Annotated in this window: 11 protein-coding genes; 6 read left to right on the top strand and 5 right to left on the bottom strand. The window is 69.7% G+C overall.

What is annotated here, in order from left to right; genetic code table 11:
- The first annotated feature begins 105 nt into the window (after positions 1-105).
- From N5K27_RS14785 to N5K27_RS14770, 4 genes are all read left to right on the top strand, one after another.
- Complete coding sequence (locus tag N5K27_RS14785; protein WP_087841336.1) at positions 106-534, top strand: hypothetical protein; 429 nt, start codon at positions 106-108, stop codon at positions 532-534.
- 70 nt (positions 535-604) lie between these two features.
- Positions 605-2,134: an ABC transporter ATP-binding protein gene (locus tag N5K27_RS14780; protein WP_279817309.1), complete on the top strand. Its 1,530-nt coding sequence runs from the start codon at positions 605-607 to the stop codon at positions 2,132-2,134.
- Positions 2,121-3,194, top strand: a complete 1,074-nt coding sequence (locus tag N5K27_RS14775; RefSeq protein WP_279817307.1) for an ABC transporter permease — start codon at positions 2,121-2,123, stop codon at positions 3,192-3,194. Before N5K27_RS14780 ends, N5K27_RS14775 begins: the two co-directional genes overlap by 14 nt.
- Before the next feature lie 5 nt (positions 3,195-3,199).
- The gene (locus N5K27_RS14770; RefSeq protein ID WP_087841333.1) at positions 3,200-4,117 is read left to right on the top strand and encodes an ABC transporter permease; all 918 of its coding nucleotides are present in this window, start codon (positions 3,200-3,202) and stop codon (positions 4,115-4,117) included.
- An 18-nt stretch (positions 4,118-4,135) separates the two neighbouring features.
- Here the strand turns inward: N5K27_RS14770 and N5K27_RS14765 are convergent, their stop codons facing one another.
- The 5 genes from N5K27_RS14765 to N5K27_RS14745 form a co-directional block, all read right to left on the bottom strand.
- A complete protein-coding gene (locus N5K27_RS14765) occupies positions 4,136-6,577 on the bottom strand; it encodes a penicillin acylase family protein (RefSeq protein WP_279817303.1) in 2,442 nt (813 codons plus the stop codon).
- Positions 6,578-6,756: 179 nt separating this feature from the next.
- Complete coding sequence (locus N5K27_RS14760) at positions 6,757-7,461, bottom strand: 2OG-Fe(II) oxygenase (RefSeq protein WP_132980094.1); 705 nt, start codon at positions 7,459-7,461, stop codon at positions 6,757-6,759.
- 41 nt (positions 7,462-7,502) lie between these two features.
- On the bottom strand, positions 7,503-8,225 hold the full coding sequence (locus tag N5K27_RS14755; RefSeq protein WP_132980095.1) for a 2OG-Fe(II) oxygenase: 723 nt from the start codon (positions 8,223-8,225) through the stop codon (positions 7,503-7,505).
- Positions 8,222-8,803 carry a methylated-DNA--[protein]-cysteine S-methyltransferase gene (locus tag N5K27_RS14750; protein WP_279817299.1) on the bottom strand — a complete coding sequence of 194 codons (582 nt, stop codon included), beginning with the start codon at positions 8,801-8,803 and terminating at the stop codon, positions 8,222-8,224. Before N5K27_RS14750 ends, N5K27_RS14755 begins: the two co-directional genes overlap by 4 nt.
- Before the next feature lie 161 nt (positions 8,804-8,964).
- On the bottom strand, positions 8,965-10,401 hold the full coding sequence (locus N5K27_RS14745; RefSeq protein WP_279817297.1) for a catalase: 1,437 nt from the start codon (positions 10,399-10,401) through the stop codon (positions 8,965-8,967).
- Positions 10,402-10,588: 187 nt separating this feature from the next.
- Here N5K27_RS14745 and N5K27_RS14740 point away from each other — a divergent pair, with 187 nt between their 5' ends.
- Both N5K27_RS14740 and N5K27_RS14735 read left to right on the top strand, forming a co-directional pair.
- Positions 10,589-11,761 (top strand): BMP family ABC transporter substrate-binding protein, encoded by a 1,173-nt coding sequence (locus N5K27_RS14740; protein WP_279817295.1) that lies wholly within the window; start codon positions 10,589-10,591, stop codon positions 11,759-11,761.
- A 140-nt stretch (positions 11,762-11,901) separates the two neighbouring features.
- On the top strand, positions 11,902-14,430 hold the full coding sequence (locus tag N5K27_RS14735) for an FtsX-like permease family protein (protein ID WP_279817294.1): 2,529 nt from the start codon (positions 11,902-11,904) through the stop codon (positions 14,428-14,430).
- Positions 14,431-14,436: the final 6 nt, after the last annotated feature.

Raw genomic sequence — 14,436 nt, 5'->3', positions numbered from 1 at the left:
GCTCCGTGGTGGAGTGCCTTCGGGACAGCCGAAGGCACGAGGCATAGAACCGCATTGTGCCAAAGCGCGCCGACAGGCCCAATAGGCATGTCAAAGGAGACGGCCGTGAAGCGCTCGCACATTATTTCCCGTTGGGTTCGTATCTCGGCGCCGTGGCTGTTTGCCGCGGCGGTCGTGGCTCCCGCTGCGTCGGCGGCACCGCCGCTTTCGGAAATCGCGACCTCCGAGCAGTTCTATCAGATGGCGCTGGAGGCTCGCTCGGAAGGGGACTACGGCACGATGCTGGCGCGGTTGCGGCAGGCCGCGACGCGGGGCGACCTGGAGGCCCAGGAGATGCTGGCCTCGGTCCTGCTGGCCGGTCCGGCCCTGTACGGACCGAAGGTGAAGGCCGATCCGTGCGAGGCGATGCACTGGGCCCACCTGGCCCTGGAGCGGGGCAGCGCGACGGGGCGGCATCAATGGATGGTGCTGAACGGTTTGCGCGACGTGCCCCGCATACGGAAAGACTGCCGGCCTCCGCCCGTGTATCGATGAAGCCCCGAGGCGGGCGGCGCGAAAAGGGGCGGTCTACAATGAGCGCCTCCTGTCCACCCGCTTCGTTCTCATGGCCGTTCCTCGACTCGAACTGCGCGGGATCACCAAACGGTATCCCGGCGTTCTCGCGAACGACGAGGTCTCGCTGGCCATCGCGCCGGGCGAGATCCACGCCGTGCTGGGCGAGAACGGGGCGGGCAAGTCGACCCTGATGAAGATCGCGTACGGCGCGCTGGCGCCGGATGCGGGACAGATCCTGTGGGACGGCCGTCCGGTGGCGCCACGCGCGCCGGACGATGCGCGCGCGTTGGGCGTGGGCATGGTGTTCCAGCACTTCGTGCTGTTCGACACGTTGACGGTGGCGCAGAACGTGCTGCTGGGGTTGCCGGCCGCACTGGCGCGCGAGCTGTCCCGGGGTGCCTCGGCGAGCGCCTGGCTGGCGCCGCTGATCGAACGCTATCGCCTGGACCTGGATCCCGATGCCCATGTGGGCGACCTGTCGGTGGGCGAACACCAGCGCGTCGAGCTGCTGCGCGCCCTGGCCGCGCGGCCGCGCCTGCTGATCCTGGACGAGCCGACCTCGGTGCTGTCGCCCGAGGCCAGGACCGCCTTGTTCGCCACCTTGCGGCAACTGGCGGCCGAGGGGTGCAGCGTGGCCTACATCAGCCACAAGCTGGCGGAGATCCGCGAGTTGTGCGATCGCTGCACGGTGCTGCGGGCGGGTCGTGCGGTGGCCGTGGTCGATCCGCGCGCAATGGCGCAGGACGAACTGGCCACCCTGATGCTGGGAAGCGCGGTGGACGAGGTCCGGAGCGCTTCGCCGCGGCCGGCGGGCGATCCGGTCTTGCGCGTGAAGCATCTGTCGATGCCCGCGCCGCCCGGCCAGCGCGTGGGCTTGCGCGAGGTCTCGTTCGAGCTGCGGGCCGGCGAGATACTGGGCGTGGCGGGTGTGTCCGGCAACGGCCAGTCGCTGCTGCTGTCGGTGTTGTCGGGCGAGGAGATCCACGTGCCGCACGATGCCGTGCATCTGCTGGGACATCCCATCGGCCGGCTTCGGCCGGCCGCGCGGCGCGGGCTGGGATTGCGCGCGATTCCCGAGGAACGCCTGGGACGCGGATGCGTGCCCGAGATGGGGCTGGACGAGAACATGCTGCTGACCATGGCATCCGGTCAAGCGTCATCCGGAGGCTGGATACGGCGGCGCGGGCTGGCCGAGGCCGCCTCCCGCGTCATCGCGCGCCACGGCGTGCGGGCGGCATCGCCGCGCGCACCGGCACGCAGCCTGTCCGGCGGCAATCTGCAGAAATTCATGGTGGGCCGCGAACTCGACGGTGCGCCGCGCGTGCTGCTGGCGGCGCAGCCGACCTGGGGGGTGGACGTCGGCGCCGCCGCGCGCATCCACCAGGCGCTGATCGATCTGCGCGACGCCGGCGGTGCGGTCCTGATCATTTCCGAGGACCTGGACGAACTGCTCGCGCTGTGCGACAGGCTGGCGGTCATGGCAGGCGGGCGGCTGTCGCCGGCGGTGGCGCGCGCCCAGGTCACGGCCGACATGCTGGGCCGCTGGATGGAAGGGCGGTGGACCCATGATCCAGCTTGAGCCGCGTGCCTCCGTCTCGCGGCTGGCGGCCTGGCTGTCGCCGCTGGCCGCGCTGGCGCTGACCATGCTGGGCGGCGCCGCGCTGTTCGCGACGCTGGGCATCGATGCCTGGCAAGGGTTGCGGCTGTTCCTGGTCGAGCCTTTCAACGGCGTCTACGCATGGGGCGAACTCGCGGTCAAGGCGGTGCCGCTGGTTTTGTGCGCGGTGGGCCTGTCGCTGTGCTTTCGCGCCAACGTCTGGAACATCGGCGCCGAAGGGCAGCTGATCGCCGGCGCCATCGCCGGCGGCGGCGTGGCGCTGCTGGCCGGGCCGGACACGTGGCGGGGCTACGTGGTGCTGGTCATGGCCGCGGGCATGCTGGGGGGCATGCTGTGGGCCGCGCTGACGGCCTGGCTCAAGGACCGGTTCGGCGCCAATGAAATGCTGGTCAGCCTGATGCTGACCTATGTGGCGCAGCTCCTGCTCGGCTATCTGGTGTTCGGACCCTGGCGCGATCCCTACGGCTACAACTTCCCGCAGTCCCGATCGTTCGACGAGGCGGCCGCCCTGCCCGTGCTCTGGGAGGGCACACGCGCCCACGCCGGGCTGTGGCTGGCGCTCGCGGCCACCGGCGCGGCCTGGCTGTTCCTGGCGCGTTCCCATCCGGGCTTCCGCCTGCGCGTGACGGGCGCCGCGCCCGCCGCCGCGCGCTATGCGGGGTATTCGCCGCGCCAGGCCTTGTGGACTTCCATGCTGGCATGCGGCGCGCTGGCCGGGCTGGCCGGCATAGGCGAAGTCGCGGGGCCGATGCAGCGGCTCACGACTTCGGTGTCGCCGGGCTATGGTTTCGCGGCGGTGATCGCGGCCTTCCTGGGGCGCCTGCATCCGGCCGGCGCGCTGTTGGCCGGCCTGGTCATGGCGGCGTTCTACATAGGCGGGGAGCTGGCGCAGTCGCGCCTCGGCCTGCCGGCTTCCATCGTCGGCGTGTTCCAGGGGCTGGCGCTGGCGTTGCTGCTGCTGGGCGATACGCTGGTGCGCTATCGCATCCGCCGGCGCCACCCGGCGGCCGTGGCAAGGTGAGCGGCATGGAAAGCCTGCTGCAACTCCTGGCCGCGACGCTGAACGCCGGCACGCCGCTGGCGCTGGCGGCGCTGGGGCTGGCCATCCACGAGCGCGCCGGCGTGATCAATCTCGGGGCCGAGGGCATGATGCTGCTGGCCGCCGCCGCCGGTTTCGCCGTGGCCTTCCACACCGGGAGCCCGGTATGGGGGCTGGCGGCGGGGGCGGGAGCAGGGGCTGCGCTGGCCGCCGTGTTCGCGCTGCTGGTGGTCGTCTTCAACGCCAGCCAGTACGGCAGCGGCCTGGCGGTGATGCTGCTGGGGTCGGGGCTATCGGCCTTCGCCGGCGTGTCCTACGCCGGCCGTTCGCTCGGGCAGGGCCAGGCAGGCCTACCGTGGCTGCGCGGCATTCCCGGCCTGGGAAGCACCGTGTTCGCGCTGCATCCGCTGGTGTACGCGACGATGGCGCTGGCCGGCCTGCTGGCGGTATTCCTGTACCGCACGAGGGCCGGCATGCTGCTGCGGGCGGTGGGGGAGTCGCCGGAGTCGGCGCACGCGCTCGGCTATCCGGTGGGCCGCATACGCGTGCTCGCGATCCTCGCGGGGGGGCTGTGCTGCGGGCTCGCGGGTGCGTATCTGTCGGTGGTCTATACGCAATTGTGGAGCGAGGGCATGGTGGCCGGCCGGGGCTGGATGGCCCTGGCGTTGATCGCCTTCGGCATGTGGCATCCCGTGCGCATCCTGCTGGGCGCGTATCTGTTCGGCGGGCTGACCATGTTGCAGTTCCAGCTGCAAGGCATGGGCGTTCAGGTGCCCTCGCAGTTCCTGGCGATGCTGCCCTACGTCTGCACCGTCGCGGTGCTGGCCTTGCGCGGCGGCAACCCCGGCTGGATGCGCCGGAACATGCCGCGCGCGCTGGGCAGGCCCTTCCTGCCCGAACGCTAGGCCGCGCTACGCCTTGCGTCAGTGGCCGGATCCCGCCGGGAGCAGCGTCAGTCGATGGACGTCGGGGCCGGGCAGGAAGGGCGTGGCCTTGCCATCCGTCCATGCCGAGTGGCCGGCCAGGAAAAAGGGCGACAGCGGATGGCCCGAGGCGCCGCCCGGCATTTCCATCAGTCCGTGTTCCTCATGTCCCGGCGACACCACGAAACGCTCGGACGCGCCGAACGACGGGCCCTGGATGCGCGGCATGTGGATGTCGCCCGGCATGGGGCGGGCAGGCGCCGACAGCCAGGGCCTGACGGCCGCCGGCAGCACCCGGGCCAGGGGATGCTCCATGGCGAGGCGGTTGCGGTCGCCCCAGCGGATCTCGTCCAGGGGGCGGCCGTCGGCGCTGACCGAGGCGATGGCCGTGTCGATGCGTTCGAGCATGAAGGCGTGCCAATCCGCGGCATAGGCCGGTTTCCAGGCACGGGCACGCACCAGGCTTTCCATGGTGGCCAGCACGCGCGACGAGGCGCGGCGCATCGACAGTCCACCGTCGATGGCGGCCAGTCGCTCGTCCAACGCGCCGAACCACGCGTCGTACAACGCGTCGTGGTAGGCGCGCAGCAGCGCGTAGGCGGCACTGCCGGTGTCGGCGCGTCCGCTCCAGGATTGCACGATGCGCCGGAAGGCGGCCCGCCGCGGATGGCTGGCGACGGCGGCGTCGTCCAACTCGGCCAGGGCCTGCTCGCGCAGGAATGCGATCCACGAGGCCCGGTCGTCCAGCTGGATGGCGAGCAGGTCGCGCTCGCTGAAGCGTTCGCCGACGAACAGCGCATCGCGTATCTGAGTTCCGCGGGCACCGACATCGGCGCCGCCGTCCCCGATCCTGCGTTGCGTGGCTTCGTTCGCGAGCTGGGTGCTGTTGGCCGTCCAGAGCCGCCCGTAGGCCGGGGCGACGATCGCGGGATAGTCCGCCGGAGCGAGGCGGGCGAGTGCTGCCGCGGCATGGTCCGCCTCGACCGGAAAGCCCAGCGGATCGAGCGTGGCGGTGGGCAAGGGACCGGCCAGCGTCCAGCCTATGTCGCCGCGGCGATCCGCCACCACCAGATTCTGCGTGGGAATCCCGGCCGTCTGCGCGACGTGCATCGCCTGTTCGACGTCGTGCGCCTCTTCCATGTCGGCCAGCCCCACGTTGGCGGCATCCGGCAGGTAGGCGATCCAGCGTATCGCGTAGACCTTGCCGTTGGCCTGCCGCAGCGGACCCCATGGGGTCTCGCGCACGGGCAGCATGACGGGCCCGGCCCCTTTCACGTCGATGCGCTCCATCGTTTCCGGCGCGGTTTCCCACGTGCCGGCCGGGCCCCGGTAGCGCGACGGATCGGCCGCATCGGGCTCCAGCCGCACCAGGTCGATGAAATGGCCGTAGCTGTTGGTGAAACCCCAGGCGACGTCGCCGTTGCTGCCCGCCACCACGATGGGGGCGCCGGGCAGGCTGACGCCGCTGATACGCCGTGGGCCCGAGGCCGAGGGAAACTCCAGCGTCAGCCGATACCAGACGTTGGGCAGGCGCAGGCCCAGGTGCATGTCGTTGGCCACCAGCGCGCGGCCGCCGGCGCCATGGCGCGCGTCCACGGCCCAGCCGTTGCTGCCCAGCGCCGACGAAGTGGTACCGGCATCCACCATCAGTTCGGCGGGAATCGCCCCGCGCGTGCGTGGCGCGCGGGGCGCGTCGATCCAGTCGGGATGCGCATCCACCAGCGCGGTGTCCGGCGCGGCCGGCTGCGCGGGGAAAGGGGGGCGGTCCAGCGGCGCGTCCCAGTGGCTGCGCGTGGGCAGCAGCGCCGCGAGCAGCGGAGCGGGCAGGAGGTCGCGCAGCGCCTCGCGCGAGCGCACCCGCAGCAGTTCGCCGCCTTGCAGGTCCAGGTACATCGCATAGATGGCCAGCAGCGTGTCCACGGGCCGCCAGGGTTGTGGCGGCGCGCCCAGCAAAAAGTATTCGAACGGCCGTGCGCCGAGCGCGGCCAGGCCGGCATTGACGCCATCCGCGTAGCGTTCCAGCAAGGCGCGGTGGGCGGGCGGGAGCGCGGCGTAGGCCCGCTCCGCGCGGGCGCGGAAACGGTGCACGCGCACGCGCCGGTCCAGCGGCACGGCGGCCTCGCCCACCAGCGCGGCCAGTTCGCCGGCGGCCGAGCGCCGTACCAGGTCCATCTGGAAATAGCGGTCCTGCGCATGGGCGAAGCCGGTGGCGTAGGCGGCGTCGGCGCGGTTGGCCGCACGGATGGTGACGCTGCCCTGGGCATCGCGCGCGATCGTGGCGGGCTGGGCCGTGCCGGATGCGCCGAGTTCTCCGTCGACCCGGGGCAGGCTGGCGCGCAGGGTGAGCCAGGCGGCCGCGATGGTGGCGATGCCCAGGACGAGCACCGCCGCCACCGTGAGCAGGGCAAGATGGGCGGGGCGTTGGGGGCTACTGAATTTCATGGTGCGCGGATTGCCGTCCAATGTGTTTGCCGGGCACATTGTGCCCGTTCTGTTTCAAACGCACGACATTCCGGGCTGTCGATGAAAAATTCTTGGTTGTCCGCGGACATGGACAGTGGCGCGTTCATGAACGGGTCTTCTTCCAGGCCGAGGTGGGCCTGTGCCGTTCATCCGCAGCGTCAGGCTGCATCGTGGAACAGCAGTTCCAAGCCGATGCGTTCGCCCTTGCGGACACGGCTGATGGCGTGTTTGAGGTTGACCCGGTAATAGCCCTGGCTTCCCTTGACGGGGCGTTCCGCCGTGGCTATGACGGCCACGTCTCCAAGCTTGAGCGGCAACACCGCCGGCCGCGACTGCATGCGCGGGCGTTGCTCGGTCATCACGAATTCGCCTCCCTGGAAATCGACGCCCGGCTCGGACAGCACGGCGACGATCTGCATGGGGAAGACCTGCTCGCCGTCATTGCGCTGGTGCAGCGATACATGGCCTTCGCCGCCGAGCCGGCTCAGATGGGACTGCGCCCGCGTCTGGCCTGCCTCCCGGTTGCGCCGCAAGAAGTCCCCCAGTTCCGCCGGATAGCGAAGAGCGACGCCCAGGGTTTCGTTCCAGCGATTGGCGATGGCGACAAGGCGGCGATAAAGCGCCGTGCGCCACAGTTCCAGAGGTGCCGGCATACCGGCGTCGAAGTAGAACAACTCACCGCGCCCAAGATTACCGGCTTCCAAAGCCACTCGGCGGGCGCCTGCCGCCGTGGCCTGTTGGGCCAGATCGCGCGCCACGTCCACACCCAACAGACCGGGCAGCACGACATAGCCCTCGGCATCGAGCTGCAGGCCGATGTCCGTCCAGTTCAGGCGATCGAGGGGCGCGTCAAGCGAGGTCATGAGAACTCCTCCCATCCTTTAAGGTTCGAGCGTTTCCATGGTCACTTCGCGTCGTGGAAGATCAGGCCCACGGTATGGCGGTGACCGCTTCGGATGCGACTGACGCCATGCCGCATGGCCACCTTGCGGGTGCCGCGCCGACCCATTGCCGGTCGCTGGTTGACAGTGAACACCACCGCGTCGCCCTTGCGCAGCGCGACGACATCCGCGCGGTGGCCCTTGTTCGACAGCTCTGTCATGATGAACTCGCCGCCGGTGAAGTCCCTGCCGGGTTCCGACAGCAGGATGGCAACCTGCAAAGGAAAGACGTGATCGCCGTAGAGATCCCGGTGCAGGCAGTTGTAGTCGCCCTCGCCGTACTGGAGGATCAGCGGCGTCGGCCGGGTCTGGCCGGCCTCATGGCACCGGCGCAGATAGGCGTCCAGGTCATGAGGGTACTGCGCGCCGATCTTCAGCTGTCGATTCCAACGATTGGCGATCGGCGCCAGCCGGGGATACAGCGCGTGGCGCAACTGGTCGAGCAGCGGTGGCAAGGGGTAGGCGAAGTATTTGTACTCGCCTCGCCCGAAGCCGTGGCGAGCCATGACGATCCGCGCGCGATAGCCTTCTTCTCGCGCATAGAGCGCTGCGAGGCCATCGCATTGCCCCGCCGTCAGCAGGTTGGGCAGCACGGCATGTCCCTGTGCATCGAGCGACTGTTCGATGCCCGGCCAGTCGTACGTCTCGGGCGCCATGGCAAGTCCCTGGCTTGCCACGGCGTTCATGCCGCGAACCCTGCAGCCACCTTGCCGGCTTCCTTGGCCAGCAGCGTGCGCTTGCGCTCGACGCCCCAGCGATAGCCGGAGATCGAGCCATCCCTGCGCACCACGCGATGACAGGGAATGGCGATGGCCAGGACGTTGGCCGCGCAGGCACCCGCTACGGCACGGACGGCTTCCGGTACGCCGAGATCACGCGCGACGTCGCTGTAGCTGCGGATCTTGCCTGCCGGGATGCCGCACAATACCTGCCAGACCTTCTGCTGGAACGCGGTGCCGCCGATGTCGAGATTGATAACGCCCTGGGACGCGTCTTGGTCGATGAAGCCAATGATTTGTCCCAGCTCGTGTCGCAGAGAAGGCTGATCAGGCTGCAACTCGATATTCGGAAAGGCAGCCGTGAGCTGGTCGCTCAATGCCCGCGCCTCCTCGCCAAGGAAGATGGCGCAGATGCCGCGCCGGCTTCGGGCGACAAGCACTTCGCACAGCGCTGCTTGACCGACGGCGAAGCGAATAGGGCCTTCCACCTGGCTGCCAGGGGCGCGAAAGTCGTACTTGAACATAGAAACGGAACGGGGCTTCATGGCAATGTTCCTCGGTGGTGACAAGGTGGGATCAGTCTAGGCGTCCATTCCCTTCTTGAAACTCCGCTCTTTGCGGTTGAATTCTTTTTCCCGCCTCGCCATTCAAGAAGTCGCATCTTGCCGTCGATCCCCCTTAGCACCGTGGTGCCGGTGAAGGGCCTCTAGGCGGCCAGTCCCAACCCCTTCGCCACGCCTTCCCCATACCGCGGATCCGCCTTGGCGAAGTGCGCGATCTGGCGTTCCTGGATCTCGCGCGGCACCGTCTTCATCGCGTTGACGATGTTCTCGATCAACAGGGCCTGCTGGCCGGCGCTCATGAGGCGGAACAGGTCGCCGGCCTGCGTGTAGTCGTCATTGCCGGCGCGATGGTCGTAGCGGTCGGCATCGCCCGAGAGCGGCAGCGGCGGTTCGCGGTGCGCCGCATCCTGGCGGGGCGCGTCGGCCACGCTGTTGGGCTCGTAGTTGGCGGCGCCGCCGAAGTTGCCATCGAAGCGCATGGCGCCGTCGCGCTGGTAGGTCCGCACCGGCGCATGGGGCCGGTTGACCGGCAGCGCCTGGTAGTTCGTGCCGACGCGGTACAGGTGCGCGTCATGGTAGGCGAACAGGCGGGCCTGCAGCATCCTGTCGGGGCTGAAGCCCAGTCCACGCACGATCGCCGACGGCGAGAACGCGGCCTGCTCGACCTCGGCGAAATAGTTCTCCGGATTGCGGTTCAGCGTGATGACGCCCACGTCGATGAGCGGGAAGTCCGCGTGGGGCCAGACCTTGGTCAGGTCGAAGGGATCGTAGGGCGTGGCGCGCGCCTGATCCTCGGTCATGACCTGGATGCAGAAGCGCCACTTGGGGTAGTCGCCCCGCTCGATCGCCTCGAACAGGTCGCGCTGGGCGTAGTCGGGATCCTCGCCGGCAAGCCGGGCGGCGTCGCGCGGATGCAGGTTGCGTATGCCCTGCAGGCTGAGTACGTGGTACTTGACCCAGACGCGCCGGCCCTGGGCATCGAGCATGCTGAACGTGTGGCTGCCGAATCCGTGCATGGCGCGATAGCCGTCGGGCGTGCCGCGGTCGGAGAACAGCGTGGTGACCTGGTGCAGCGATTCGGGCGACAGCGACCAGAAGTCCCACATCGCGGTGGGGTTCTTCATGTTGGTGCGCGGGTCTCGCTTCTGGGTGTGGATGAAGTCGGGGAACTTGATGCCGTCGCGGATGAAGAAGACCGGCGTGTTGTTGCCCACCAGGTCCCAGTTGCCTTCGTTGGTGTAGAACTTGATGGCGAAGCCGCGCGGGTCGCGCTCGGTGTCGGCCGAGCCCTTCTCGCCGCCCACGGTGGAGAAGCGGATGAAGACGTCGGTCTTGCGGCCTACTTGCGCGAACAGGTCGGCGCAGGTGTAGCGGGTGATGTCGTTGGTCACCTCGAAGACGCCGTAGGCGCCCGAGCCCTTGGCATGCACCACGCGCTCGGGGATGCGTTCGCGGTTGAAGTGCTGCAGCTTCTCGACCAGGTGGAAATCCTCGATCAGGACGGGGCCGCGCGGGCCGGCGGTCTTCGAGTTCTGGTTGTCGGCGACAGGCGCGCCCGTTGCGGTGGTGAGAGTCGTCATGCCTAGCTCCGAATTGTCGAGGCCCCACGATAGGCCGCCCTGGGTTATTGGTAAATTGAATTGAATAAATCATCGCAATAGGCCGATTCAATGAATGATAAAATGGCGCGTTCGTTCGTGTCCGCCCCGGCGCAGCTTCCCGCCGGCCGGATCTTTTTCCGGGAAGCCGTGTTCGAGGAGAACCAGCGTGAAAAACCTCGTTTCGGTGCCGCTTGCGCACCGTGAACAACCTTGTCCCCACGAAATGGAAACCATGGCCGGCCTTGCCAGCGCGGGGCGCCGCCGCGTCCTGGGCTGGCTGGCGGCGGGCGCGCCCATCGCCGGCGCGGCCCTGGGCATGCCGCGCCTGGCCCGGGCGGCCGATCCGCTGTCCGTGGGGTTCGTGTACATGTCGCCCATCACCGATGCGGGCTGGACGCGCCAGCACGAGGATGGCCGCCTGGCCATGGTCGCCGCGCTGGGGTCGCGGGTGGCCACCCGGGTCGTCGAGAACGTGCCCGAGAACGCCGACGCCGAGCGGGTGATACGCGATCTCGCGCGCCAGGGCTGCAAGCTCGTCTTCACCACGTCCTTCGGCTACATGGACGCGGTGATGCGGGTTGCCCGCGAGTTCCCGGGCGTGGTGTTCGACCAGGCCTCGGGCTACCGCCTCGCGCGCAACCTGGGCGCCTACAACATCCGCTTCTACGAGGGCCGCTATCTGGCCGGACTGGTGGCGGGGGCGATGACGCGCAGCCACGTCCTGGGCTATGTCGCGGCCCTGCCTATCCCGGAGGTGATCCAGGGCATCAACGCCTTCACGCTGGCAGCACGCAGCGTCAACCCCAAGGTCCAGGTGCGGGTGGTCTGGACGCAGAACTGGTTCGATCCCCCGCGCGAGCGCGACGCGGCCCAGGCTGTGCTGCGCCAGGGCGCCGACGTGCTGACCAACCACTCGGGGTCGTCCGCGGTGGCGCAGGCAGCCGAGGCGGCGGGGGCGTGGATGCTGGGCTATACGTCCGACATGAGCCGCTATGCGCCGACGCGCCAGCTCGGCGCCGTCGTGCATCGCTGGGGCGACCATTACATCCAGGCCGCGCGCGAAGTGCTGGACGGCACCTGGACCTCGCGGGCCATCATGGGCGGCCTCAAGGACGGGATGATCGCGCTCGAGGCGCTGTCGCCCAAGGTGCCCCAGGCGGTGCGCGCGTCGGTGGACGAGGCGCGCGGCAAGATCGCGGCGGGCGCGCTCCATCCCTTCGGCGGCCGGCTGGTGGACAACCAGGGCAAGGTGCGCCAGCAATCCGGCGTGCCGAGCCAGAAGGACGTCGACCACATGGACTGGTTCGTCGAGGGCGTGGTGGGCAAGGCAGTGGCCTGACGGCGCTCCGGTAAAGTAGCGGGGCCGCGTGAACCGCGGGCGGCCGGCGTGGTCCTATCGGGGCTGCCCGGCACGCCACGCGTAGCGCGGCATGCATCGCCCGGGCGTTCGCCTTCGATCCACTTCCTTTCCCGCCGGCCATGACCACCGACATCCGTTCGTTCTCACCGCTGTCCCTCCTGGCCCAGGCCTGGCGCATGACCGTGCGCGACTGGCGCGCCGGGGAACTCAGGCTGCTGGCGATGGCGCTGGTCATTGCCGTGGCCTCGGTTTCCAGCGTGGGCTTCCTGGCCGACCGCATCCGCCAGGCGCTGGAACGGGATGCCGCCCAATTGCTGGGCGGCGACGTGGTGCTGATTTCCGATAACCCGATCGACCAGGGGCCGCGCGAAGAGGCGCGCCGGCTGGGGCTGACGGTGACCCAGAACCTGCAGTTTCCCTCCATGGCCAGCGTCGGGACGGGCGATGCCGCGCGTTCGCAACTGGCGGCCTTGAAGGCGGTGCGGCCGGGCTATCCGCTGCGCGGCAGCCTGCGCGTGGCCGAAGGCCCCACCGCGCCCGACCAACCGACGCGCGAGATCCCCGCGCCCGGGACCGCCTGGGTGGACCCGCAACTGCTGTCGCTGCTGGAGGTGCGCGTGGGAGACGACCTGCAACTGGGCGACCGGCATTTCCGCATCGCACGCGTGATCACGGTGGAACCCGATCGCGGCATGAATTTCATCAACGTCGCGCCGCGGGTCATGATCCGCGAGGACGACCTGGCGTCCACCGGCTTGGTGACCTTCGGCAGCCGTATCACCTACCGCCTGCTCGCCGCCGGACAACCGGCGGCGGCACGCGAGTACGCGGCCTGGCTGCAGGCCCATCCGCAGCGCGGGCAGCGCGTGGAGACGCTGGATTCGGGCCGGCCCGAGATGCGGCGGACCATCGACCGGGCGCAGCAGTTCCTGTCTCTGGTGGCCCTGCTGGCGGCCCTGATCGCGGCGGTGGCCGTGGCGCTGGCCGCACGGCGCTTCACGCTGCGCCATTTCGACAGCGTGGCGGTGATGCGCTGCCTGGGCGCGACGCAGACCACGCTGACCTGGCTGTTCGCCGCCGAGTTCCTGATCATCGCCCTGGGGGCGGCCGCCGTCGGCAGCGCGCTCGGCTATGCCGCGCACGAAGGCCTGATCGCCGCGCTGGGCGGCCTGATCACGGCCGATCTGCCGCGTGCCGGGCCGCTGCCCGCGATACAGGGTTTTCTTGCCGGCGTCTGGCTGCTGATGGGCTTCGCGTTGCCGCCGCTGGCCCAGTTGCGCCATGTCGCGCCCGCCCGGGTATTGCGCCGCGACACCGGCGTCGCGCCGGCGCGCACCGCGCTCGGCTACGGCATGGGCGCGGTGGGCTTCGCGCTGCTGCTGCTATGGTTCGCGCGCGACCTGAAGCTGGGCCTGATGGTAGCCGGGGGATTCCTGGGCGGCTTCCTGCTGTTTTCCGGCATCTCGTGGCTGGGGCTGCGTTGGCTGGAGCCGCTGCGGCAATGGCAGCGCGGGCCGGTGGCCCTGCGTTTCGCGCTGGCGGGCGTGGTCCGCCGCCGTGGCGCCACGGTGGCGCAGATATGCGCCCTGGCGGTGGGGCTGATGGCGATCCTGCTGCTGTCCATCACCCGCGGCGACCTGGTCGAGGGCTGGCGCAGCGCCGCGCCGCCCGACGCGCCCAACCGTTTCCTGATCAACATCCAGCCGGACCAGCGCGAGGTGGTCACGCAGCGCCTGGCGCAGGCGGGACTGGGCCACGTGCAGCTGTACCCCATGATCCGTGGGCGCCTGGTCGAGATCAACGGCCGCGCGGTGGGGCCGGCCGACTATCAGGACGATCGCGCGCAGCGGCTGGTGGACCGGGAGTTCAACCTGTCCTACATGGACCAGTTGCCGGGCCACAACCGCGACGTGGCCGGCCGCTGGCTGGACCCGGACGCCGCCGAGGTGTCGATGGAGCAGGGCATCGCGAAGACCCTGGGCGTGAACCTGGGCGACACGCTCCGGTTCGACATCGCCGGCAACGCGGTCGACGTGAAGGTGACCGGCCTGCGGGCGGTGGACTGGGATTCCATGCAGGTGAACTTCTTCGCCATCCTGTCGCCGGCGGCGCTGCGCGACATGCCGCAGAGCTGGATCACCGCGCTGCACCTGCCGCCCGAGCAGGCCGACCTGTCCAACGCGCTGATCCGCGAGTTTCCCAACCTGACCATCTTCGATACAAGCGCCATCCTGCGACAGGTGCAGGACGTGCTGGAGCAGGTGGTGGCGGCGGTGCAGTTCCTGTTCCTGTTCACGCTGGCCGCCGGCTGCCTGGTCCTGTATGCGGCGCTGGCCTCCACCCGCGACGAGCGGGTGCGCGAGGCCGGGCTGCTGCGCGCGCTGGGGGCCACGCGCCGGCAGCTGTCGCTGGCGCAGTGGCTGGAGCTGGCCGCCATAGGCGGCGCGGCGGGCGTGCTGGCCGCGGCCGGCGCGTCGGTGATCGCGTGGTTGCTGGCCCGCCATGTGTTCAACTTCGCGCTGACGCCGAACCCGTGGGTTTGGGTGGCCGGGCTGCTGGTGGGCGTGGCGTGCGCCTGGGCGGGGGGATGGATGGGGCTGCGCGGCGTGCTGCGCCAGCCGCCGCTGGCGACCCTCAGGGAAGCCTAGCGCTTT

It is taken from the genome of Pigmentiphaga sp. GD03639 (assembly GCF_029845405.1).
Classification (GTDB): domain Bacteria; phylum Pseudomonadota; class Gammaproteobacteria; order Burkholderiales; family Burkholderiaceae_B; genus Pigmentiphaga; species Pigmentiphaga daeguensis.
The sequence above is the reverse complement of the archived record's forward strand: the minus strand, read 5'-3'. Positions and strand labels throughout refer to the sequence as shown.

Bases quoted from the DNA above. Each gene is read 5' to 3' on its own strand.
- N5K27_RS14780 (WP_279817309.1), top strand. From the start codon at position 605: ATGGCCGTTCCTCGACTCGAACTGCGCGGGATCACCAAACGGTATCCC.
- N5K27_RS14775 (WP_279817307.1), top strand. From the start codon at position 2,121: ATGATCCAGCTTGAGCCGCGTGCCTCCGTCTCGCGGCTGGCGGCCTGG.
- N5K27_RS14770 (WP_087841333.1), top strand. From the start codon at position 3,200: ATGGAAAGCCTGCTGCAACTCCTGGCCGCGACGCTGAACGCCGGCACG.
- N5K27_RS14765 (WP_279817303.1), bottom strand. From the start codon at position 6,577: ATGAAATTCAGTAGCCCCCAACGCCCCGCCCATCTTGCCCTGCTCACG.
- N5K27_RS14760 (WP_132980094.1), bottom strand. From the start codon at position 7,461: ATGACCTCGCTTGACGCGCCCCTCGATCGCCTGAACTGGACGGACATC.
- N5K27_RS14755 (WP_132980095.1), bottom strand. From the start codon at position 8,225: ATGAACGCCGTGGCAAGCCAGGGACTTGCCATGGCGCCCGAGACGTAC.
- N5K27_RS14750 (WP_279817299.1), bottom strand. From the start codon at position 8,803: ATGAAGCCCCGTTCCGTTTCTATGTTCAAGTACGACTTTCGCGCCCCT.
- N5K27_RS14745 (WP_279817297.1), bottom strand. From the start codon at position 10,401: ATGACGACTCTCACCACCGCAACGGGCGCGCCTGTCGCCGACAACCAG.
- N5K27_RS14735 (WP_279817294.1), top strand. From the start codon at position 11,902: ATGACCACCGACATCCGTTCGTTCTCACCGCTGTCCCTCCTGGCCCAG.